Below are 23,131 nucleotides of genomic sequence, written 5' to 3' on the forward strand. Positions count from 1 at the left end.
GGCACGACGGCGCTGTGTGTCGGGTTCTTTCTGGCGATGGGGGTGGGAGTGTCGTAGGTCAGGCCTCGGCCTGACGAAGTGGCATGCGTCAGTCTTGCGTGATAAAGTGCAACGGGAACCCTCATCCGGCCTATCGGCCACCTTCTCACGGGGCAACATTCTGCAACAGTTATCAGCCTGACCTACACCCTGACAAACCTGCCTGCGGTTTGACGCCACGCGGCACGCGAATCCAATCCGCCCGTTGTTGGTACTTGCGCCAGTCAAAAACATTGGAACGGGCCATAACACCGACTAGGATCGTGGTCTGGCCGCGCGTCACTCCCGCCTTTTGCGCCGGCCTGCCTGCGCTCGCCACCTGTCATCCCGCCTATGGAGACCCACCCGATAATGCGTCGCACGATGTTTACGCTGGCTGTCTGTATCGCCAATCTGCTCATGGCCGCCGGACCCGCGTGTGCCGCCGACGCTGATGGCAAGTTGAGGATCATCATCTTCGGCGCGCATCCGGACGACGCCCAGTACAAAGCCGGCGGCACGGCCGCCAAGTGGGCCAAGTTGGGGCACAAGGTCAAGCTCGTCTCGGTCACCAACGGCGACATCGGCCATTGGCAATCGGCCGGCGGCCCGTTGGCTCAGCGGCGACTGGCCGAGGTGAAGAAGGCCGACGGGATCATCGGCGCCGAAACGCAGGTGCTCGACATCCACGACGGTGAGTTGGTCCCCACGCTGGAGAATCGCCTGAAGATCATTCGCGTCATCCGCGAGTGGCAAGCCGACATTGTGATCGCGCATCGCCCCTGGGACTATCATCCCGATCACCGCTACGTCGGCGTGCTGATGCAGGACGCGGCCTTCATGGTCACGGTGCCGTTCGTCTGTACCGACGTGCCGCCGCTGAAAAAGAATCCGGTCTTTCTCTATTCGAGCGACGGGTTCAAGAAGCCCTATCCATTCCAGGCCGACATCGCCGTCTCGGTCGACGACGTGTTCGATTTGAAGCTGACCGCCATTCACGAAATGCCGTCCCAGCACTACGAAGGGGGGGCCAGCGGCAGCGAAGAATACGTCCGCAACGTGCCGCCGGCCTCGGACGAGGCGGCGCGCAAGGACTGGCTGCGCGATCGCTGGACCCAGCGCCAATCGGGCGAGGCGAACCGCTATCGCGACGCGCTGAACCGCTGGTACGGCCCCGAAAAAGGGGGGGCCGTGAAGTATGCCGAAGCTTTCGAAATCTGTGAATACGGCCGGCAACCGTCGACCGCCGAGATCAAAACCTTGTTCCCATTCTTTCCGTAAAGCACTTCTCATGTTCAACACACGTGTTCTTTCGTTGGCGCTGTGGCCCTGCCTGATTGCCCTGGCCCAGGGGGCCGAACCGGCTGACGGTGCCTTTGCGGTCAAATCGAATCTGCGCGCCGGCTGCGCCAAGGTCGACATCACGCCCAGCGACGTCTCGGGCATGGTCGTGGTCGGGCATCGACGCGAAGTGACCGGCGTGCGCGATCCGTTGCGCGCGGGCGTGCTGGTGCTGGACGACGGCGAGACCCGCGCCGCCATTGTCACGCTCGACGTCATCGGCGCGTGGGAGCCCATGGTCAAGCAGGTGCGCGACCGGCTCGAACAAGCCATCAAGGTGCCCGCGGCGAACATTCTGGTGGCCGCGTCGCACAATCACTCGGGGCCGGGCTTTGCAGAGCACCCGCTGTGGGGACGCCGGCTGGTCGAACAGTTGGTCGAAGCGGCCCAGGCGGCGGCCGGCGCGATGCGCCCCGTCTCGATTGGCTATGGCGAGGATCGCATCGGCTTTGGCATCAATCGTCGCAAGGTGATCGATGGCCGCGCCGTGGTGCGATTGAATCCCGAGGGGCCGAACGATCCGCGCGTGAAGGTGCTCCGCTTCGACGACGGCCGATCGCTAACGCCGCTGGCCGTGGTGATGCACGCCGTCTGCCACCCCTGCTTTTTTACCTGGGGGGACAAAGGGACGCCCCCTTATCCGAACGGTTATCCCAAGCTGAGCGCTGACTTCCCCGGCGAGGCCCAGACATTCGTCGAGGGCGCCTACGCCCAGCGCACCTGCGCCTTGTTTCTGCAGGGTTGCGCCGGTGACATCCGGCCCAACCTACCCGGCTATCCCTATCGCTGCGCGGACGAAGCCGACATTCAATGGGCCGGCCGCGACTTGGGCTCGGCCGTGGCGCGCAGCCTGGCGCTGAGCGTCACGCGCGAGCAGCTGCGCGAGCGCCCCGAGTTTTACCAATTGCGGGTGGCCAACCAGACGCTCGAACTGCCGGGTAAAGAACATCCGGTCCAGGCCGAGATTCAGGCGCTGAAACTGGGGCCTTACCTGCTGTTGACGATGCCGGGCGAGCCGATGGTCGAGTACGGATTCAAGCTCGAACGAGCCATCGCCGACCGCGCCGTGCCGATCATCGTGGGCTACGCCAACGGCAACGTCGGTTATATTCCCACGGCCGATGCGTACACCGTTGGTGGCTACGAGCCGAATCGTTCGCCGTTGAAACCCGAGGCCGAGGCGTTGCTGTTGGAAGGGCTGGGGCGATTGGCCGATCGCGTGATTGGCGACGTATTCGAGTCGTTTTCCAAACACCCGAAAGATGTGCAAAAGCGCACCGAACAAGAACGGGCGCGCAATGCCGACAACAAAGCCACGAACTGAAAGCAGATCATGACGGTTGCCAATGACGAAGCCGCCCGGCGGGCCTATTGGGCCGAGCAGATGCAGGCCGGCTATGAAGTGATCCAGCGCGTTCTCCCTTGGCCGGTGCGCGAGTGCGGCGAAGGGTTCGGCTCGCTGCGCGATGCCGCCCAAGCAGCCGGAGTCGAGATGCTGTTCTCGACGTCGAAGATTGCCGGTGAACTCGATCGGGTGTACTACATGCGCGAGAGCCTGGTCGAGCGCGTGGTGGCGGCCGGTCGCGACATGAATCGTCGCGGCTGGGTGCTGAAGATCGAGGACGCTTATCGCTCGCTCGACATGCAGCGGCAATTGGTCCGCAAGCCTGCGGTCTTCGACGCGATCTTGCGGAAGTGCGTCTGGGAGTGCGGCGGCCAGTTGCCGTCGGTCGAACTGCTGTCGCGCCGCGCCATTGTCCTGGTGGCCAATATTCCCAAGATCGGCACGCACATGTCGGGTTCGGCCATCGACGTTTCGGTCTTTCGCCGCGACGACGGCACGGAAGTCTGGCGCGGCAAGCCGTATTTGGAGATGAGCGAGCTGACCCCCATGCGTTCGCCGTATGTCGACGCCGACTCGCTGCGCAACCGATTGGAGATCACGGCCCTGCTCGAAGCGCGTGGCTTTGTCCACTTCCCCTTCGAGTTCTGGCACTTCAACCAGGACGACGCGATGGGGAACTTGCTGTTGGGCAACAGCGAGCCGGGACGATTCGGGCCGGTCCATTGGGACCAGTCGACCAACCGCGTGACGCCGGTCGACGACCCGCTTGAGCCGTTGAACCCGCCCGAAGTGATCGAGCGCGAGATCAGGGCGGCGCTCGAACGCGCCGCGGCCGACAGTGTGCAACATTAAGTCGTTGCTACGAAGTCCGTGCCGAGGGTGGCACGCCCAAGCGTAGCGCAGGGCGTGGTGAATTGCCGATCAAATGTTGGGGCTGGTACGCGCTTCCCCACGCCCAAAGGACGGGCGTGCCACCCCGATGCGAGAATGCAACGAGTCACACTCACCCGAGGATGCGACTCAGCGCGGCGGCTTGCGCTTGCGCGACGACGCGGCCCGCCAGGCGTCGATCCAGGCGGTTGACGACTCATAACCCAGCGCGATCAAGGTCTCGCCGAACTGCGGGTCTTCTCGTAACACCTCTTCGATCCGCGCGATGTGCTCGGCGCTTTGCCAGCGCTGGACCGTGTTGTCGTCGACGGGGCGCAGCCCGTTCAGTGACGACAGATCGACGGTCGCGCGTTGCTCCTGGTGGAAGTGGGCAAAGCTCCGCGCGGTCGGCTCGCCGGTATAGGAGTCGATGCGCTGCTGCACCCCCGCCGTGTCGGTGACTAGATCTTCGTAGCGGACCACGAGCGCTCGGGGCGAGTCGAGCAAGGGCAGCAGCGCGGCCCGGTGCTTGCGCCACTTGTCCAGCGAGACAAAGTAACGGTGCGAGCCGGTCTTGGCGTGGTACGAGGTCAGCGCGTCGCGCGGGTCGCGCAACATCACAATCGGGCGCAGCCGGGCCGTCCGCTGGCGATAGAAGTTGTGCAACCGATGCAGGCGGAGCAAGTCGGCAGGCGCCTTCGAGATCATCACCCGATGGTTGCGCAGCCGGTACATCGCCGCGCGCCACCCGGAAACTTCGCGGCCAAATCGCCGCGCGTGGGGCAGGGCGTATTCCAACATCAACTGCAACAGCGTTGTCCCGGATCGGGGCAGGCCGCAGACGACAATATGCGTCCGCAACGGTCGCAGGCCCAACCAGCCCGTATCGGGCAGGCAAAAGAAACAACCCGCTAGTTGCCGCCGCCAGCGCTTCAGCAGATGCCAGTCGCTGAAGATTGTCTCGCGGTCATCGATCGCCGGAGTGTCGAACCCCGACCAGTCCAGCTTCGCGGTTGCCATATGTTCGGTGAGGGGAACGCTCGTTGTTGTCAAACTCGTCCGCATACGCCGGCCTTTCCTCGCCAGGGGGCAGCCCGGGCTCCGTGTGGCGTTGGAAACTATCGGCGGTTTGCGGAACGAACAATGTCAACGAAGGCGCGGATGAAGAACTCGTCATCGACGGGCGCGCTGCTGCCACCATGAGCCGGAGTTTTATTACGGCCTTGATTACAACGTAATCTTTTGACTACGAGATCGTAATGAAGATTGACCTTGCGTTGTATCAACGTGGCGCGCGAACTCGATCGCCACGAGCGCAGATGAGTCAGTAAACAGGCGACAACCAATTCACCGTCATTCCTGCGCAGGCGGGAATCTAGACGCTCACCGTCACCACTAGATTCCCGCCTGCGCGGGAATGACGGCCTGCAACGGCATGCGACATAGCAATGAAAAACACTCTCGCCGCGACTGGCGGGCCGAGCGTTACAGCCCGAACGCCACGTCCATTTGCTGGGCAATGCTCGTCAGCTCTTTCAGATCGCCGCCGCCAACTTCGGCCGCCAGCCAGCCGTGGAAGTTGATCTCGGTGAGCGCTTTGCGGACGTCGGCGTAGTCGATGTCCCCTTCGCCGATCGGCGTGAACTTGTTGTTCGTGCGCGAGAAGCCTTTGATGTCGAGCTTGAGCACGCGTTTGTCGAGCTGGCGAATCCAGTCCCCCATGCTGCCGTACTTCCAGTGGTTGCCAATGTCGAACTGCATGCCGACCCAGGGGGAGTGAAACTCATCGACGTACTTCACGTACTTGTCGGCCGTCTGAGTCGCGCCGCCGGTATGGTCATAGAGGAACTGGTTCCAGACGTTCTCGATGACAATCGCCACGCCCAACTCAGCGGCCAGCGGCACCGCCTTGGCGATGTTCTCGACCGAGCGTTGCCAGATTTCCTGCTCGGGTCCGTCTTCTCCCTTGCCGACGACGAGCAGCACGCTGTGGCCGCCGACGGCGTGCGTATCGCGGAGTGCGGTCTGTAAATCCTTGAGCGCCTGAGCCCGGGTGGCCGGGTCGGCGCTGGTGTGACGAATCTGCCAGTGCGAACCACAAACGGTTCCGTCGACCGGCAAGCCCGACTCGGCAATCGCCTTTCGCGTCTCGGCCACGTCCATGCCTGGCGCGGCCATTTCGACCCCTTGAAAGCCGGCTGCTTTCGCCGCCTTGAACTTATCGGTCAGCGTGCCGGGGACCTTGATCATGCCGACCTTGAGCGTCTTGTAGAGCCGGCCGGCCAGCGGGTACGAGGTGTCACTCGCCGACGGAGCGGCCCACAACGGGCGCGTCGACGCGGCGGCCGCGGCGCCAGCCAGCAACGAAGCACCAGCCAGAAACGAACGACGATCAAGTTCAGGGCGTGGATTCATGGCAATCTCTCAAGCGTGGGCGTGATTGATAAGGCGAGCGATACAATACGGGGGACAGTATACCTATGGCAAAGACGCGAAGCACGTGTTTGTCCGTGGTCGGTGGCACCTCAGCGCGTCAGGCTGGCGCGATTCGGGGCAGGAACCCTTCTCCCACCGGGAGAAGGTGGCGGCGGTAGCCGACGGATGAGGGTCACGCGTCAGGCTGGCGCGATTCGAGGTGGCGAGTGGAACCTCATCCGGCCTTCGGCCACCTTCTCCCGGGGGGAGAAGGGTTGACGCTGGCTCGGTGATGGTGGATGCCGCGTGGCCTACGGGGTGCGCGATCTGCGTCCTATCTAATCGCTAACGGCTAATCGCTTCCCCTCGCAACTCACTTCTTCGAGCCGGGCGATTTCACCGGCAAGGGCGCGCCGAGCGTGTCTTGGTTCGGCTTGAAGCCTTGGCCGTCCACGTCGACGTAGATCGGGTTCGACACGGCGACCGGCGGCGTCTTGGCGTGCTCGGGGCCCATCACGTGCCCCAGCTTGGACTGCTCGCCGATCGTGGCCACGATCACATGCGCGTCGCTCTTGAGCGCGAGCGGAATCTTCTGCTCGAACTTGACTACCTTCGAGCCAAACATGTCGGGGTGCGACTTGCGCGTGAAGTTCAGTTCAGGCTGCGGCGCGCCGTTGATGAACACCTGGACTCGGTCGACGTCCAGCCAGTTGGCGCACTGCACCCGCACCGACAAGGTCGCCTTGCCAGTCGGCGCGTCGATGTCGTCGCCGGCGGTCCCTTGCGAGCGTGGGCCGGGCTGGGCCGCTTGTAGGTTCACTTCCAGAAACGGCCCGTTCGACATCACGATATGGCCATGCTCGGCCGCGTGGACAATGTCCAGCACTTCGATCTTGGCCGGGTCGTCGGTCGGGCATTCGATCCAGTTCCTCAGCCAGCCCGAGCCGTGAATGTTGTAATGGGCGTCGGTGTTGACCACGCCCGGCACGCGCGCGCCCTGGTTCAGCAGTTGCAGCCAGTTGAAGATGGTGTTGTTCTTCTGGCCGTCTTTGCCATCGATCAGGGCCGGCTTGAAGATGTTCTGCGGCGGGTGGACCTCGACGACGTCCATGTGCGCCAGAACGCGCTGATAACCCTCGTCCGGCTTGCCGTCGCCGTTCTTGTCAAACAGCAGCCAGCCCAGATCGGGATGATTCTGCTGGACGAGCTTTTCGCTGCGATTGTCCCACAGGGCCAGTCGTTCGATCTGCGCCTGGGGATCGGCGTCGGGCAGCGGCGCGCCGTTGTCTTGCGTGTGGTCGTGCATGTGCAAGGGGAACGAGTTCATGTGTCCCAGCGGCAACGGCGAACTGGTCAGCTCGATGCCAGTGCAGGTGCCCATCAGGTGCTCGACTCCCAGCCGTTTCAGGTGCGGCACGTAGGTCGAAATGCGGTTGTGCTCGGTGCAGGGGGCGTATTCCACGTGCTCGCACAGCAGGTTCAACACCCGGCCGTATTGGCTCGAAATGTTGTCCCCCGACGGGCTGGCGTGGTTGTGAAAATCGCCGCTCACCCAGCCGCGGGTGTCGACCGTGCGAATCAGCTTGGCGCTCAGCCGGGTTTCGGAGCCGGCCAGGACTTCAAGCTGCTGCTCGACGATGTCGTACTCGGGGCCGTAACTAACCGTGCAGTCGTACTTGCCCGGCGGCAACTCCAACCGGAACGCGCCGGTGTGCGAGTAGTACAAATTGCCGACGGCGTGCTCGCCCGACTTGTCGAAGAAGTTCGGGTTCTTGGTGTCGCCCGCGCCGCGGAACTGGACCTTGCAGGGAATCGGCCCGCCGGCTTGATTGGTGACTGATGCCACCACGGTGCCGGCCGTGGGGAGCTTGACTGCGTGTTGGCCGCCGGCGGTGACTTCGAGCGTCCGCTCGCCATGATGCGGTGACGACACACTGGCCTTGGCCGGCGCCGTGAGCGAGGCGATAAACATGCCGTCTGATCCCGTCTTGCCCGCGGCGATGACCTTGTCGTCTTGCTTCAACTCGACGTAAGCGCCGGCCAGCGGCTTGCCCGCCTCGTCGGTGACGGTGATGACGGCGGGCTTCGCGCCGGGTTCGTTGGCCGCGCCGGCCACTTGCAGCAACTGGTTCAAGTCGCTGGCCACGTAGACGTGCCGCGCAATTGCGGCCGTGCCTCCGGCCGGGATCGACAACTTGCGGCTGGTGGCCGACGGCTTATTCCCTTCGGGCTGGTCGATGATCACGCCATACGCGGCGTTCCACCAGCGGTCATAGTTCCAGGCGAGCGCGCCTGCGGTTCCTTTGGTGTACACAGTCCCGTCGGCGCGAATCTCGTCGGCCGCGTCGTAGTCAATCGGCTTGTCAGTCGAGTTCTTGAATGTAGTCGTCACGGCCAGTCGGCCGTCACCGTCGGCCAACTCGTAGGTGGTTTCGGCGGTCAGTTTCCCTTCCTGGATCACCGCGCCGACGCGGACGACGATCCGTTCGGCCTTGGCGGTTGGCGACTGCTCGCTGACGGCGGGGGTCGTGGTAACCGTGCGCCAATTGGCGGCCTTGCCCAGTGGATACCAAGCGCCGAGCTGGTCGTTCTGTCCTTCGCGCGTAGTGAAATCGAGCAGACAGCCGCCGACGTTCTTGACCGTCATGTTGGCGTTGCGTGTGACCAACGGCTGGGCGATGACCGCCACCAGCTTGTCATTGCGGATGACGATGTCGCCGTAGATGGCGTCGACCTCTTTGCCGGCTGGCACCCAGGCGTTCCAGTTGTCGGCGGTCAGGATGGCGATCTCGGCGGCGCTGGCCGAACCGACCGGCGCGATCGCGCCCCACAGGAACAGCCCGCCCAGGATGAATCCGCGAACAGATTGCATAGCGTGTCTCGTTAAAACCAGTGGCTTAAGGTGACTTGAATACGGCGCCTTGCTTCATCACGAACACGACCTTGTGCATCTTGCTGATGTCGGCCAGCGGATCGCCTTCGACGGCGATGATGTCGGCGATCTTCGTGGCTTCGATCGTTCCCAAGCGGTCATCGATGCGCAGCAGCCGGGCCGCTTGAATCGTGGCCGATTGAATGGCCTTCATTGGGGGCATGCCGCCGGCGACCATCAACTCGAACTCTTCGGCGTTCTGCCCGTGGGGCGACACGCCCGAGTCAGTGCCAAAGGCGATCTTCACGCCGGCCGTGTAGGCCTTGGCAAACGTCTCGCGAATCACGGGCCCGATGGCGGCGGCCTTGGGGCGGACGATCTCGGGAAAATAGCCCGGCTCCTTGGCCTTCTCGGCCACCCACTTGCCGGCCAGGTTGGTCGGCACCCACCACGTGCCGCGTTCTTTCATCAGCGCGATCACTTCATCGGTCATGAACGTGCCATGCTCGATCGAGTCGACCCCGGCCAGGACCGCGCGCTTCATCCCTTCGGTGCCGTGGGCGTGAACGGCCACGATCATGTTGTAATCCTTGGCCGTCTGGACCACGGCCCGCAGCTCCTCGTCGGTGAACTGCGGATTCTGCCCGCTGGCCGCCAGGCTCAGCACGCCGCCGGTAGCGGTCAGCTTGATCAGATCGGCGCCGTCCTTGTAGCGCTGGCGCACGGCCTTGCGGGCGTCGTCGGCGCCGTTGATCACCCCTTCGAGCGGGCCCGGATCGCGGCGATAGTCGCCCCGCAGCGAGTTGGTCGGATCGGCGTGCCCGCCGGTGGTGGCCAGCGATTTACCCGAGGTGAAGATGCGCGGCCCGGGCGTCCAGCCCTGATCGATTGCTTTGCGCAGCGCAATCGAGTTGACGCCGTTGTCCCCCAGATCGCGCACCGTGGTAAAGCCCGCCATCAGCGTCACGCGGGCAAAATGCGTGGAGCGCAGGGCGTAGTCGGCCTGGTCCATGAAGAACCGCTCGGTATACGAATCTTTCGAGTGCTGCGATTGCAGATGGGTGTGCATGTCCATCAGGCCAGGCATCACCGTCCGGTCGGTGAATTGAATCAGCTTGTCGTCCGGGCCGGGTTCCAGGTAACCGTCGACGACGCGCGTGATGCGATCCCCTTCGATCACGATCGACTGCCGCGTCTTCGGCTGATCGCTCCGCCCGTCGATCAACCGGCCGGCATGAATGATGGTGGCCGCGTGCGCCGAGCCGGCGACCGCTACGAGAGTGACGACCGTCAACAAGATGCCCCAGCGCTTCATCGCGTTGTTCCTAGTTTCCTGTAGGGTACGCACCCCGTGCGTACCGATGAACCGGATTTAATTCTTGGTACGCACCGGGGTGCGTATCCTACGACTGACTTACCGATTTGCGCAATCAACCAAGGCACGCCGCGGCGCGCGGCGAGTGCCCAAGCTGACTCGAAACCTGTTAGTGGCCGATTGGCGTGGCGTTTTACAACGCTTTGACTTTGAAGCTGCGGTACGCGACCGGGTCGCTGTGACCGGCGAAGCCGACGAACCCCTTGCGATTGTCGAGCCCTTTGGGCGGGTGCGCGATCTGGCTGCGGTCGAACGAATCGATGTCCACATCCAGAATCTTGGTTCCGTTGAGCGTGACCTTGATCTTCTGGCCGCGGACTTCGATCTCTTCAAAGTTCCACTCGCCCACCGGCCGCAGATAGCCGTGCTTGGCGCCGACGCAGTGGTACAGCGAGCCGTGGTACTGATACGGCAACAGCGGGGTCTTGGCCTTGGCGTTGTAACCATCGCTGTCGATGACCTGGATTTCCAGGCCATCGGCCGCCGAATGTTTGCCCAGTGGCGTGCGCAGCGCGATGCCGTTGTTACCGGCCGGCGGCAGCTTGAACTCGAAGCGGATCAGGACGTCTTCGTACTCGTCCTTGGTCAGCAGGTCGCCCCCCTTGCCGGGCTTGCAGACGATCGCGCCGTCGAGCACTTCGTAATTGTTCACCGCTCCTTGCCAGTTGCTCAGATCCTTGCCGTTGTTCAATTCGACGTAGCCGTCGGCGTCGCGCGCGGCGAGAATCTTGTTTGCTTCGTCGCCGCTGATTTCACGAACAAAGACGTTGCGCCAGCGAATCTCGCTGCCGTGGGTTTGCAGTTGGATCGGCCCCTTGGCGTAGACCGGGTCGAGCATGAAGCCGTTCGGCGCCTTCGCGGCCGAAGCGTCGCTGCTGGTCGCGCCGGGCTTGCCATAGGCCAGGTAGCCGGTCTTGCGATTGGCAAAGAAGTTCTCCAAGGGCGCGTTGTCAACCACCACTTCACCGTTCAAGGCGACGGTCACACGCTCGCCGATCATGGTGATCCGCATGCTGTTCCACTCGCCCAGTGGCTTATCCATTTTCTTCAACGGATCCTTGCCGGGCGAACCCTTGCGGTTGTTCCACAGACCTCCCGAGCCCTTGTCCTGGCCCAGGCCGCGCGGATCGCCGTTCGTGGTGTCCCAAATCTGCACTTGCGGCGTGCCGCGCAGGTAGACGCCGCTGTCACCCAAGGGCAAGGCCTTGTACTCGAGCAACAGCTCGAAGTCGCCGTAGTCCTTGTCAGTCGTCAGGTAGAGCCCGTGCCCGTCGTTCACCAGCTCGCCGTTTTCAACTTTCCAGTGGGCGTTCAGGTGATCGTTCAGTGGTTCGCCCTTCTTGTTAAGCAGGCCACCCTCGATCGATTGCTGCTTGTACTTGGCTTTTTCCTCGTCGCTCATCCCCCAGAGGTCCGCCGGGTCGCGCGTGGACCAGCCGTACCAACCCTGCAGGTTTTGGCCGTTGAACAGCGCGGTGAAGCCCGGCGGCGGGGCGACCGGCTCGGCGGCCAACGCGCCGGCGGCCAGGGGGACAATCGCCAGAGTCAGCGACATCAAACCAACGAACCAACGGGGCGCGCGACGAACACAGGAATAAGGAGTGGGCATGGATGACTCGCAAAGGGAAAGGCGGGTAGCAGGGGGGCAGGCGCAACCAAAGTCGCGGCTTGCAATGTGTACGCTGGCCGAGCGAAAGTCAAACCAACGCCGGGCTTCGGCCGCAAACGCGCGTCCCCCGTGGCGGAGCCGCACCAGTTTCACTGGTAAAACTGTCGGCACGTCGCGATCGACAGGCACGCCCTCGTTGGGGGGCTTGAGCTTGCTCGTCTTTCCCGAAGAAAAGTGACGATTCTTGGCCCTGAGTACGATGACGGGCACGACACGCCGGTCACGGCTTGCCGAGGGGTTCTTTGAACAAGACCGCCCGTACCGCAATCGAGAAGCAGACCAGCGGCCTTGATTCGACGTGCGAGGGGGGGCGTCCCCGGTGCGTGTGGTCGCTGGCCAGGACGTGTTTCTCTACGGGCCGTCTTTACGAGAGCAGGTGAAACGCAAGCCGCAGCCTAACTTCGGCCTCGGGCATCGTTTTCTTCGGACAAGATCACAGGCATTGGTAAATTCCAGTCGCTATGAGCGCCAATCCGGCAGCCCGCGTTTCATTTCCTTCGAGGTCTTCTGCGGATCGAATTCCTCTGGGTCAAAAGAGCCGCCGATCCATTCCAACCGATTCTCGTGATCCTCGTGCTTCGGATCGCGGATGACTTCGAGAAGCTCGTAATAGCCCCAGATGCCGCCGCAATCCTCGGGTGGACAGGCACGCGCGCCTGCCAGGCAGAGCGGGTACTTGGCTTTGGGATCGACGGGCGGACAGCCCTCGAAAAGGATTTCGTGTTCCCAGCCGTCGCCGAAGTCATATTCGTATTTGAACCGGAAGGCTTTCCCTTTTCGGGGCAGGATGTCATGGAGCTTTGTCTTGGTGGAATCGACACACTCGAAGTCATCGAAGCCGTCGTCGAGTTGTTCGGGATTGCCGTATCGGTTCCCTTTGATCTCGAACTGGTGAAGATGGCTGTTGGTCCAGCCCATTGCCGTCTGGATGTGGTCATGCAGTCTGTCGAGCGTGCAGTCTTGAACCTGAATTCGCCGCCAGATCGGCGGCTTGGAGCCAAGCAGGGTGATCTTGAATTGAAACACGCCGGATGATTGGGACTTGGCTTGCGGAGATTCGTTCCCCAGGGTTGAGTCGCTGGCCTCCTCCAAAAACACGCCGATCTTGTTCAGGACCGAAAGCAACCTCTTCTTGTGGGGGCTCGGTGCGTAAACCGCGGCCGTGCCGATCTCGTCGTTCAACTGGTTGAGTTCCTTCATCGTGAATGACACGACCTGCATGCCGTCACTTGCGGCCTCGATCCTTTTCTTGAATCTCAGGCTGAGCCGGGTGCAGGAGACAAGACTCTCTCACTGCTGCTTGGTGAGCTTGAGCGGGTAAAGTGAGCTGGCCTTCTTGGTTGGTTTCGGGCGGAACGATTGCGGGCCAGGATGCTCGCCAGTGAGCAGTTCGCTCATGGCCTGGGCGAGCACCTTTCGTATCTGTTCGTGAGTGGGGGGCTTGTTGTGTTCGGGCTCGTTAAGCTGGTTCATCGAGAGGCTCCTGCCGTCAAAAAGATCATGCCACGGCCCACGCCACGCCCGTCAGCATGACGACTCCGATCAGGACCAACAAGCACCCACCACCCGCCTTTGGCAATCCATCTCGAATCAATCGCCCGGCCTCGGACTCATAGCCGATCTCCCGCTTGAGCTGCCGCTTCTTGTTCGGCCACCAACGGAGCGGCTTGAGCAGGGCCGTGATGCCCAGGTCTTTTTTGATTCGCTTCTTGGCTTTGGTGACGCCGAGCAGGGTCTTCAACGAAGGGCGACGATAGCGGAAGAATTTCATCGGGAATGCTCTCTGTCATAAGTCGGCGCGGCCGTAGGGATGTCGGCGCAGCCTGCCATCTGGCCGGATACTTCCGCGCGAGCATACGCAGCCCAAGCCGCCGCCCGCATCTCAGGAGGAAACTGATATTTCTCGGCGACAACATTCAAGGGCTGACGCCACAGATCACCAATGATGGCAGAGACTTCGGCCGCGGAGTATGTGCCGTCATTCGTGCTTCGAATTACCGCGAAGACCGCTTCGAGCAACTGCCGTCCGGCTGCATCGGCGGCACAGAGGCAGTTATCGAGATCAAAGATGATTGCCTTTATCACCACTCCACCTTCAGTTCGTCGTTCGTTGCCATCGTTGTTGCCGCGGTTTGTCACCCGTCCCGTGGCCCTTCACCGACCGCCGGGACGTCCTGGTGCGCCTTGACTTCCTTGAGCAACCCGTTCAGGTCGAGCCGCCGACTGAACATCGCTAATTCGCCCCGTGGCGTCCGCGGCCATGCTTCCGGGGGGCGATCCCAATACAGTTCCACGCCGTTGTCGTCCGGGTCACGCAGGTACAGCGCCTCGCTGATGCCGTGATCGCTGGCTCCGTCGAGCGAGATTCCCGCGGCCAACACGCGATGCAGCGCAGCGGACAGCGCCCCGCGAGTTGGGTACAGAATGGCGGTGTGGTACAGGCCCGTCGTCCCCGGCGGCGGGGGCGACCCGCCCAGGCTCTCCCAGGTGTTCAGTCCGATGTGGTGGTGGTAGCCGCCCGCCGAAACGAATGCCGCCTGGGTACCGTACCTTTGGGTCAACTCGAAGCCGAGAACGCCGCAATAGAACCGCAGCGCCCGTTCCAGGTCGGCGACCTTCAAATGGACATGGCCGATGCGAACGCCCGGATCAATCGGTCGGAGCGGTTCGTCGGTAGTCATTGTTGGTCCTTTCGCTTTCACGCGCTCGCCAGGGTCGTCCGATTCTCAGTCACGGCGGCCTTTGACAGCATGACGGCCGCGGCCCGCTTTCGGAGGTACGCCTTCGCCGAATCCGCCATCGTCACCAGGGCCGCACCCATCATAATCGCGTCCTTGACGACCAGCCGCCCGGCGCCGCTCAAATAGGGGAAGCCGTGCTGGGCGTCGCCCAGCGCGGGAACCCAACATTCCGGAGTCGTGATCAAGAACGACAGCGTGACGAGCGACATCACGAAGACCAGAAAGCTACCCAGCGCCGCGGCCTGGGGCAGCCAGGGATGCAGGCAGAGCAGCAGGCCGTACAGGACAATCACGGTCCCCAGGCCATAGGCGAACTCGTAGGTGTGGTTCGCTTCGTGCCAAGCTCGATTCTCGGCGTTCAGCACCCCCTCCGGGTTCTTGTGGGTCTTGTAGTTCTCGCCGTCGGCGTAAAAGAAGCTCATGAATGGGCTGTTGGCGACGAACGGCACGATGCCGTCCGCTTCGTAGCGAAACGCCTTCAATCCACCAATCCAGAGCAGCACGACGATCAAGCCGACTCGCGTGACGGCCACGCCCACGTGGTCCATCCGGGAGGCCAGTTCGAAAAGCTTCAGCACGCCCATTTTTCTTCCTCCACGAGAGCCACGCGAGCGGAGATTCCTCGGTACATCCCGGTTCGTCCGCCGCCATGGTTCAAGTATCGGAAGCCGCGGCGGCAGGCAGAATGGGCGCATGGCCCGAAGGCATGGACAAATTGCTCCCGCCCCGGATTTCCGTCTCGAACTCGCGAAAGAACGTCGGCGAATAGCCGGTCGCCTTCTTGAACAGGCGGCTGAAATACAGTTCGTCGCTAAAGCCAAGCTCCCGGGAAATCTCCTTCACCGGCTTCAGCGTGTGGAGCAGTTGCCACTTGGCGTGGATCAGGACGCGGTTGCGGATCAGATCGGTTGGCGTTGTTCCCAGCTGCTCGCGCACGACCCTGCCGAGCGTCTTGGCGGTAACGTGCAGCCGCTTGGCGTAGTCGGCGGGCGAGTGCAGCGTGCGGTAGTTCTGCTCAATCAGCTCGCGCAATTCCGCCAGAATGGGCTGCCGGAGGTCCGGCCCCGGCGCGCACGCGGCCGCCTGGGGTGACTTGAGCCTCGTGGCGAGGACGAGCAAGACCTTCAGATGAGCGAGCATGACTTCGCCGTAGGCGAGTTCACGCTTGTCGTCTTCCTGTTGGATGCGGTCGATCAGATTCTTGATGGCCGACTTGGCCGGCCCTTTCAACTTGACCACGGGAGTGCCATAGAGGTCATTGAACAAGACGCCACTGCAACCGACTTCGGCGTGGAACGTCTCGACGCACAGAAAGTTGGCGTGAAACTGTACCAACTCTCCGCATATCGGCGCGCCGGCGGCGAACCGAAGGTGCTGGTAGGGGACAAAAAACAGCAACTCATTCGGGCCAAAACTGAACTGGGAAGCGTCCGCCCAAACGGTCCCACTGCCAGATTCGATCAGGTAGACCGAAAAGTAATTCGTGCGGGCGGGCTCGAACGATTTGCGCCTCGGGTCGAGGCGTTCCGTGCGAATGGCCTGTCCGCCCTGTCGAGGGTCGAACAGGTTGTGGGTGGCGTTTCGTTTTTCCATACGCTGGCGAATACCTTTGACGGTCGAAAGGGCAGTCTACGTCCTCGGCAACAAGATCGTCACCAGCACCGTCGCTTTTCTAAACAGGGGTTCTCTCCGGTTTATTGACCAGGACGGGTATTATAACCGCATCCTCCGACACGTTGGGCTTCGGAACCATGAACCCCGCCAACTTGCCTCCATTCGAGCCTCATCCCTGGTTGCGCGGCGCGCATGCCCAGACGCTGGCCGGCGTCTATCTGCCGGGACACGCGGTCCCCTATCGGGCCGTTCAGCACCGTGTCGCGCTCGACGACGGCGACACGATCGTGCTGCACGATGACCAGCCGGCCGAGTGGCGTCCGGGTGAACGTGTCGTGCTGTTGATGCACGGACTGTGTGGCAGCCATCAAAGCGGGTACATGTGCCGCATCGCCGACAAGCTCAACGCCCGCGGAGTGCGGACCTTTCGGCTCGATCTGCGCGGTTGCGGCGCGGGGGCGGGCCTGGCGCGGTTGCCCTATCACAGCGGGCGCTCGGCCGACGCGGCCGCGGCGATCGAGCGCGTTGCCGCGTTTTGTCCCGATGCGCCGCTGACGCTGGTTGGGTTCTCTCTCGGGGGCAACATCACGTTGAAACTGTTGGGCGAGATCGGCGCGCGGCCGGTCGGCAACTTGGACAGCGCCGTGGCCGTCTGTCCGCCGATCAACCTGGCGGGCTGTTGTCGCGGGTTGCAGGTGGGGCTGCGGCGGGGGTATGACCGCTACTTCGCGCGGCAGTTGCGACAGATGTTGCGAGAATTGGCGCGACTGGTCGCCGATCCGCCACCGGCCCAGTTCGCGCGCGAGCCGCGCAGCGTGTGGGACTTTGACGACGTGTACACCGCGCCGGTCAGCGGCTTTGGCACGGCCGAGAACTATTACGCCCAGTGCAGCGCGGGGCCGTTGGTCGCCAGGATTCAACTGCCGACGCTGATCGTGGCGTCGCGCGACGATCCGATGGTCGCGGCCGACGATTTCGACCGGCTGACGCTTCCCAGTGCGGTGCAGTTGCACATGACCGAGCGCGGCGGGCACCTGGGCTTTATCGCTCGCGGCGGCGTGGACCCCGATCGGCGCTGGCTCGATTGGCGCGTGGTCGACTGGGTGCTGGCGCAACGCGACGCTACGGCGCTCGGTCTAAAAACATTTTGAACCGCAAAGACGCAAAGGACGCCAAGAAAACCATTTGAAACGCAGAGTGTCGCAGAGAAGAAGAACAATTCCTTTCTCCGCGCCCCCTGCGTTCTCTGCGATTAAGTCCTTGGCATTTCCTTCGCGCCCTTTGCGTCTTTGCGGTTCAAATTATTCTTGTGCAGGGGCAAGAGCAACTAACCGCTGATATCCTTGTGCGATGTTTCGCTGAGAAAATGGATGCACAGGGACGAGATCACCGCCAACAGCGCGATGTAAACCGCGATCGGCCAGTAGCTTTCCGGGAAGTGATACGACAGCGTCGTGGCCACGATCGGCGCGAGCCCACCCGCGAACGGCCCGGCGATCTGATAGGTCAGCGACGCGCCGGTGTAGCGCAGCCGGGTCGAGAACAGCTCGGGAATCAGCGCCGCCTGCACGCTGTAGAGCATGGCGTGGACGATGCCCAGCATGACGCCGGTCGCCACCATGATCGCCAGCGGTTCCCGCGTGTCGAGCAGCGCATAGTAAGGCAACGCCAGCACGATCAGTAACACATTTCCGGTCAGGTACAGCGACTTGCGCGACCAGACATCGGACAACCAGCCATACAGCGGAATGGTCACACAGGCCACGACCGCCGCCACGTTGACGCTGGCCAGCGTGATGTTCCGCGGCACGTCGAGAACATTGCTGCCGTAGGTCAGGAGGTACGTTGCGAACAGATAAAAGACCGAGTTCTCGCTCAGTCGGCTGCCCGCCCCCAGGGCGATCTCTTTCCAGTTGGTGCGCAGCACTTCGCGCAGCGGTGTCTGGGCCACTTCGTGGTGCGCCTTGACCTCGGCGAACAGCGGGGACTCGGTGACGAACGAGCGAATCAGAAAGCCGACCAGGATCAACAGCGCGCTGGCAAAGAACGGCAGCCGCCAGCCCCACTCGATCAACTGTTCCGGAGTCAGCGCCCGTTCGCATGCGTACAGCGCGCCGGTCGACAGCAGCAAGCCGATCGGCACGCCGACCTGCGGCCAACTGGCCAGCAAGCCGCGCCGGCCGCGATGCCCGCTTTCGAGCGCCAACAGCACCGCGCCACCCCATTCGCCGCCGACACCGATCCCTTGCATGAACCTCAGCGCGACCAGCGCCAGCGGCGCGAGTGCGCCAATTTGTCGGTACGACGGCAGAAAGCCGATTAGCAGCGTGCTGATCCCCATCAGCAATAAGGTCGCGACGAGCGCGGCTTTGCGTCCGCTGCGATCCCCCATCCGACCGAAGATCACGCCCCCCAATGGCCGGGCGAGGAAACCAACCGTGAACGTGCCGAAGGCCGAAATCTGGCCGATGAATTCCGTCTGTTCCGGGAAGAAGACTTGCGGAAAGACGAGCGCCGCGGCCGCGCCGTAGAGAAAAAAGTCGTACCACTCGATGGTCGTGCCCACCGTGCTACCGACCACGGCCAGAAGTAACGCGCGACGATTGTTGGGCGGTGGGGGCATGCGACGGCTTTCACAACCAAGGTTATGCGCGGGCGATCAAATGATGTGAGCAAAACAATAACATTGCCCTAGCGCACGTTCCACCATGCGGGGCGAACTGATCACGTTTTTCGTTGTGGCGGCCGTGCGGTGGAACTAGACTTCAAGCCGCTTATCGAGGAACCCGTTCAGGCCGCCAAGGATTATCTGCTCGTAGGTTTTGATTCATTGAGATACCGCTGGGGGAGACTGCCATGAGCCACTGCAACGCCATTCGCTGGTCCACGATGATCAAACTAGTCGCCCTGACGTGGGTGGCGAGCGTCGCCGTCACGGTGGCGCAGGCCGCCGACAAGCCGAACATCCTGGTCATCTTTGGCGACGACATCGGCATTGCGAATGTCAGCGCCTACAGCGACGGCCTGATGGGCTATACCACGCCGCACATCGACCGGCTGGCCACCGAGGGGATGCGGTTTCTGCACTACTATGGCGAGCAATCATGCACGGCCGGGCGCGCCGCGTTTCTGACCGGACAACACGGCCTGCGCACCGGGCTGACCAAGGTCGGCTTCCCGGGCGCGCCGATGGGGATGAACCAGAAAGATCCTTCGGTCGGCGGGCTGCTCAAGAACTTGGGCTACACCACCGGGCAGTTTGGCAAGAACCACGTCGGCGACCGGAACGAATCGCTGCCGACGGTGAATGGCTTCGACGAGTTCTTTGGCAACCTGTACCACTTGAACGCCGAGGAAGAGCCCGAGCTGCCGGATTATCCCAAGGACCCGGCCTACCTGGCCAAGTTTGGGCCGCGGGGCGTGCTGCGCTGCAAGGCCACCGACCGCGACGATCCGACGGTCGATCCGCGCTTTGGCCGCGTGGGCAAGCAGACGATCGAAGACAGCGGCCCGCTGACCAAGAAGCGGATGGAAACGATCGACGATGAAACGTCGGCCGCGGCGATCGATTTCATCAAGCGGCAGCACAAGGCCGGCCAGCCGTTCTTCTGCTGGTACAACTCGACGCGCATGCACCTGCGCACCCACGTCCGCCAGGAACATCGCGGCCGATACACGCACGGCGACAGCGAGTACATCGACGGCATGATCGAGCACGACGAAACGATCGGCGCGATCCTGACGGCGCTTGACGAGTTGGGCATCGCGAACGACACGTTGGTGCTCTACACCAGCGACAACGGCCCGCACATGAACACCTGGCCCGACGGTGCGATGACGCCGTTCCGTTCGGAAAAGAACACCAATTGGGAAGGGGCGTTCCGGGTGCCGTGCCTGGTCCGCTGGCCCGGACACATCAAGCCCGGCACGGTGACCAACGAGCTGATGAGCCACAACGACTGGATTCCCACGTTGTGCGCGATTGCCGGCGAGTCGGACATTGCCGGCAAGCTCAAGCAAGGATACACCGCCAACGGCATCAGCTACCAAGTCCATCTCGACGGCTACAACCAGTCGAAGTTCCTCACCTCGGTCGAAGGAACCGTGGGCAAGAACAACGGCGTGAAGAGTGCCCGCGACAAGTTCTTCTATGCCGACGACGACGGCCAATTGGTCGCCATGCGTCAGGGGGCCTACAAGTACGTCTTCGAGGAGCAACGCGCCCAGGGGACGATGCAAGTCTGGGCCGAGCCGTTCACCAAGCTGCGCTTGCAGAAGATTTTCAACCTGTTCCAGGATCCGTTCGAGCGGGCCGACATCACGTCGAACACATTCTGGGATTGGCAGCTTAACCACGTGGGCAGCATGTACGGCGTGATGGATGACGTCTTCAAGTTCGCCACGACCTTCAAGGAGTTCCCGCCCCGTTCGACGCCGCCGTCGTTCAATCCGGCGACGATCCTGGAAGGGACGATGCGCGAAATCAAAATCGAGCAGCGGCTCAAGACGCTCGCCCCGCTGCACAACGCCGAGAAAAAGGAATAGGCGGCGCGCGTGAGTTCGAGATAGCGAGGCGAGCGGACGAGACAAATCTCTGGGTAGCCTCGGTTGCTCGTCAACCGGGGCGGGCGAAGCCCGCAAGAGGCACCGGGCGAACGCTGATTGCGGGCGTGACCTGCTTCTTGTCGACCGCGGCGCTCGATGCCTCTTGTTGCTGCGCAACATCGGTTGGCGAGCAACCGGGGTTACCCCTCGATAGTGACGAGTCCTCACCGCGAGTTACCGTTGCACGCGGCCCGAGGCCGTGCCGGTCATCAACGCTTCGATCTCGCCGCGCGTGGTGTAGTTGAAATCGCCGGCGATCGAATGGGCCAGGCAACCCGCCGCTGTGGCGAAGCGGGCGGCCGTATGCGGCGCGGCCAGCTCGGGCGTGGTCAGCGCGAAGATCAACCCGGCCGTGAAGGCGTCGCCAGCCCCCAGCCGATCGACGATTTGCGGCACGTCGTAAAGTTGCCCCGTCTCGGTTCCGTGAAACACCTGGCCCGCGCCGGCTTCGTACAGCAAGCCGCCGAATCGGGTGTGCGCCGCGGAAACGGTTTCACGCACCGTCATGGCCACTCGCTTGATGCGAGGAAACGCGCGGACGATCTCGCGCACCAGCGCCGTGTTGTCGGACGTGCCAGTCAGGCCCAACATCTGTTCCGCGTCTTCCGGGCCGCCGACGAACAGATCGACCAGCGGCAGCAACTCGCGCATGGTCCTTGTGGCCAGCTCGCGCGGCTTGAGCCCCGGCTCCCAATTCCAGAGCTTGCTTCGATAGTTCATGTCGCAGGCGACCTTCACGCCGCGCTGGCTCGCCTCTTGCATGGCCGTACGGGCCACTTCGGCGGCATTGCGCGAGATGGCGGGCGTGATGCCCGAGATGACGAACCACTCGGCCCCGTCCAGGATCGCCGGCCAGTCATACGCGCTGGCCGGCGTGACCGCGGCCGACGAGCCTTCGCGATCGTAGATCACCTGGCCGGCCCGTTGGTTGACGCCGTGCTCGAGAAAGTACAGCCCCAGCCGACCGGTCGGCGTCCGCACGATGTGGCGAGTGTCAACCCCCAGCGAGCGCAAGTCCGCCACACAGGCGTCGGCCAGCGCGTGCCGCGGCAGCGCGGTCACGAACGCCGCCTCGCCACCCAGGTAAGCGATCGAGACGGCGATCGACGCCTCGGCCCCGGCGAAGGTGACTTCCATCGCGCCGGGCATCGCTTGCTGGAATCGCTGGAAACCCGGCGCGGCCAGGCGTCCCATGATCTCGCCGAACGTGACGATTCGACTCATGCGTCTCGTGCCTGCGCCTCGCGGAAACTTCACTCGTCGTCGCTGTTGGATCGTCGGCGATTACCGCTCGACGACCCAGATGTTACGAAACGCGACCGGGTTGCCGTGATCTTGCAGGAACAGCGCGTCGGGCGAGTTCCCCTCGGCATGGCGACCGGGCGTGCTGCCGGTCAACTCGAGATCGTCGTAGATCAGCACACCGTTGTGCCGAATGGTCACTCGTGCGTTCCGCGTCTTCTTGCCGTCGGCGTCGTAGCGAGCGGCTTTGAAGTCGATGTCATACGTCTGCCACGCCAGCGGCGGCAGGCACGCGTTGACGGCCGGCGCTTGTTGCTTGTAGATGCCGCCGCACTCGTTGTTCTCACCTTCCAGGCCGAACGAATCGAGCACCTGGCATTCGTAGCGGCTTTGGATGTAGACGCCGCTGTTGCCGCGGGCCTGGCCGCGCGACTTGGGCATGAACGGCGTGCGGAACTCGATGTGCAGCGTGTGGTCGTTGAACTTCTGCTTGCTTTCACAGCCGGTCGCGCCCAACAGGTTGCCTTCGACCAACTTGCCATTCACAAAGTTGTCGGCCGAGCTGCCGTCGAACAGGACGATCGCGCCCGACGAAGCCGCCGCCCCCAGCGTGGGGCTCTTGCGTTCTTCCTTGCGCAGGGCGACGAGCTTGTTGCCAGCCGTGTCGCTGACGGTCAAGACGCCGTCGCGAATCGTGCCGCGCCAATCGTCCCCCGTGGCGGTTAGCACGCCGTCCTTCAACTCGCCGGTGCCGCGCTTGCGTTCGTCGCCGCGCTGCCACCCTTCGGCCGGCAGCCCGCCCCGGTAGCCGACGACGTCGAACTTGCCTTCGCCCAGCGCGATGACGTGGGCGCCCCATTTCGGGTCGCCGTCGACCGAGCGGTATTCCCCTTGCACCTGAAAGTCAGGTCCGGCCGAAGCCGCTTCGGTGAACGCTTCACCCCCGGCCGCCCGGGCCAACGAAGCGGCGGCTAGAACGGAGAACGAGGCGAGAGCAAACGCGCGAATGTTCATGGCGGCGAAT

General features: G+C 63.0%; 20 protein-coding genes. 5 read left to right on the plus strand and 15 right to left on the minus strand.

All coding sequences use genetic code 11. The features are described 5' to 3' along the window. The first annotated feature begins 390 nt into the window (after positions 1-390). From JSS27_09230 to JSS27_09240, 3 genes are read left to right on the plus strand one after another with little or no spacing between them, the layout of a single operon-like run. Positions 391-1,299, plus strand: coding sequence for a PIG-L family deacetylase (locus JSS27_09230; GenBank protein ID MBS0209122.1), 909 nt, complete (start codon positions 391-393; stop codon positions 1,297-1,299). A gap of 10 nt (positions 1,300-1,309) precedes the next feature. Further along, entirely contained in the window at positions 1,310-2,683 is a 1,374-nt protein-coding gene (locus tag JSS27_09235) for a hypothetical protein (GenBank protein ID MBS0209123.1), read from the plus strand. Between the two features lie 9 nt (positions 2,684-2,692). Then, positions 2,693-3,556: a hypothetical protein gene (locus tag JSS27_09240; GenBank protein ID MBS0209124.1), complete on the plus strand. Its 864-nt coding sequence runs from the start codon at positions 2,693-2,695 to the stop codon at positions 3,554-3,556. 168 nt (positions 3,557-3,724) lie between these two features. On the opposite strand, the gene JSS27_09245 is transcribed toward JSS27_09240, so the two are convergent. From JSS27_09245 to JSS27_09300, 12 genes are all read right to left on the minus strand, one after another. After that, complete coding sequence (locus JSS27_09245) at positions 3,725-4,594, minus strand: sulfotransferase domain-containing protein (protein ID MBS0209125.1); 870 nt, start codon at positions 4,592-4,594, stop codon at positions 3,725-3,727. A gap of 465 nt (positions 4,595-5,059) precedes the next feature. Then, entirely contained in the window at positions 5,060-5,989 is a 930-nt protein-coding gene (locus tag JSS27_09250) for a sugar phosphate isomerase/epimerase (GenBank protein MBS0209126.1), read from the minus strand. Positions 5,990-6,362: 373 nt separating this feature from the next. Next, entirely contained in the window at positions 6,363-8,861 is a 2,499-nt protein-coding gene (locus tag JSS27_09255; protein MBS0209127.1) for a carboxypeptidase regulatory-like domain-containing protein, read from the minus strand. Positions 8,862-8,886: 25 nt separating this feature from the next. Continuing rightward, entirely contained in the window at positions 8,887-10,176 is a 1,290-nt protein-coding gene (locus JSS27_09260) for an amidohydrolase family protein (protein MBS0209128.1), read from the minus strand. 193 nt (positions 10,177-10,369) lie between these two features. Continuing rightward, on the minus strand, positions 10,370-11,791 hold the full coding sequence (locus JSS27_09265) for a DUF1080 domain-containing protein (GenBank protein MBS0209129.1): 1,422 nt from the start codon (positions 11,789-11,791) through the stop codon (positions 10,370-10,372). Between the two features lie 573 nt (positions 11,792-12,364). After that, positions 12,365-13,126: a plasmid pRiA4b ORF-3 family protein gene (locus tag JSS27_09270; GenBank protein ID MBS0209130.1), complete on the minus strand. Its 762-nt coding sequence runs from the start codon at positions 13,124-13,126 to the stop codon at positions 12,365-12,367. A gap of 69 nt (positions 13,127-13,195) precedes the next feature. After that, a complete protein-coding gene (locus tag JSS27_09275) occupies positions 13,196-13,378 on the minus strand; it encodes a hypothetical protein (protein MBS0209131.1) in 183 nt (60 codons plus the stop codon). A gap of 25 nt (positions 13,379-13,403) precedes the next feature. Further along, positions 13,404-13,676 carry a hypothetical protein gene (locus JSS27_09280; GenBank protein ID MBS0209132.1) on the minus strand — a complete coding sequence of 91 codons (273 nt, stop codon included), beginning with the start codon at positions 13,674-13,676 and terminating at the stop codon, positions 13,404-13,406. Next, on the minus strand, positions 13,673-14,044 hold the full coding sequence (locus tag JSS27_09285) for a hypothetical protein (GenBank protein ID MBS0209133.1): 372 nt from the start codon (positions 14,042-14,044) through the stop codon (positions 13,673-13,675). Before JSS27_09285 ends, JSS27_09280 begins: the two co-directional genes overlap by 4 nt. Next, a complete protein-coding gene (locus JSS27_09290) occupies positions 14,041-14,586 on the minus strand; it encodes a VOC family protein (protein MBS0209134.1) in 546 nt (181 codons plus the stop codon). The genes JSS27_09285 and JSS27_09290 overlap by 4 nt, the downstream gene beginning before the upstream one ends. A gap of 17 nt (positions 14,587-14,603) precedes the next feature. After that, positions 14,604-15,230, minus strand: a complete 627-nt coding sequence (locus tag JSS27_09295) for a YkgB family protein (GenBank protein MBS0209135.1) — start codon at positions 15,228-15,230, stop codon at positions 14,604-14,606. A 70-nt stretch (positions 15,231-15,300) separates the two neighbouring features. Further along, positions 15,301-16,239, minus strand: a complete 939-nt coding sequence (locus tag JSS27_09300; protein MBS0209136.1) for a helix-turn-helix transcriptional regulator — start codon at positions 16,237-16,239, stop codon at positions 15,301-15,303. A 158-nt stretch (positions 16,240-16,397) separates the two neighbouring features. On the opposite strand from JSS27_09300, the gene JSS27_09305 reads away from it, so the two are divergent. After that, entirely contained in the window at positions 16,398-17,411 is a 1,014-nt protein-coding gene (locus JSS27_09305) for an alpha/beta fold hydrolase (protein ID MBS0209137.1), read from the plus strand. 176 nt (positions 17,412-17,587) lie between these two features. Here JSS27_09305 and JSS27_09310 read toward each other — a convergent pair whose 3' ends face one another. Next, positions 17,588-18,883, minus strand: coding sequence for an MHS family MFS transporter (locus JSS27_09310; GenBank protein ID MBS0209138.1), 1,296 nt, complete (start codon positions 18,881-18,883; stop codon positions 17,588-17,590). 266 nt (positions 18,884-19,149) lie between these two features. Between JSS27_09310 and JSS27_09315 the strand changes: the two genes are divergently transcribed. Then, positions 19,150-20,805, plus strand: a complete 1,656-nt coding sequence (locus JSS27_09315; GenBank protein MBS0209139.1) for an arylsulfatase — start codon at positions 19,150-19,152, stop codon at positions 20,803-20,805. A 234-nt stretch (positions 20,806-21,039) separates the two neighbouring features. Here the strand turns inward: JSS27_09315 and JSS27_09320 are convergent, their stop codons facing one another. Beyond that, positions 21,040-22,089 (minus strand): sugar kinase, encoded by a 1,050-nt coding sequence (locus tag JSS27_09320; GenBank protein ID MBS0209140.1) that lies wholly within the window; start codon positions 22,087-22,089, stop codon positions 21,040-21,042. A gap of 60 nt (positions 22,090-22,149) precedes the next feature. Then, positions 22,150-23,121 carry a DUF1080 domain-containing protein gene (locus JSS27_09325; protein ID MBS0209141.1) on the minus strand — a complete coding sequence of 324 codons (972 nt, stop codon included), beginning with the start codon at positions 23,119-23,121 and terminating at the stop codon, positions 22,150-22,152. Positions 23,122-23,131: the final 10 nt, after the last annotated feature.

It is taken from the genome of Planctomycetota bacterium, assembly GCA_018242585.1.
Lineage (GTDB): Bacteria > Planctomycetota > Planctomycetia > Pirellulales > PNKZ01 > JAFEBQ01.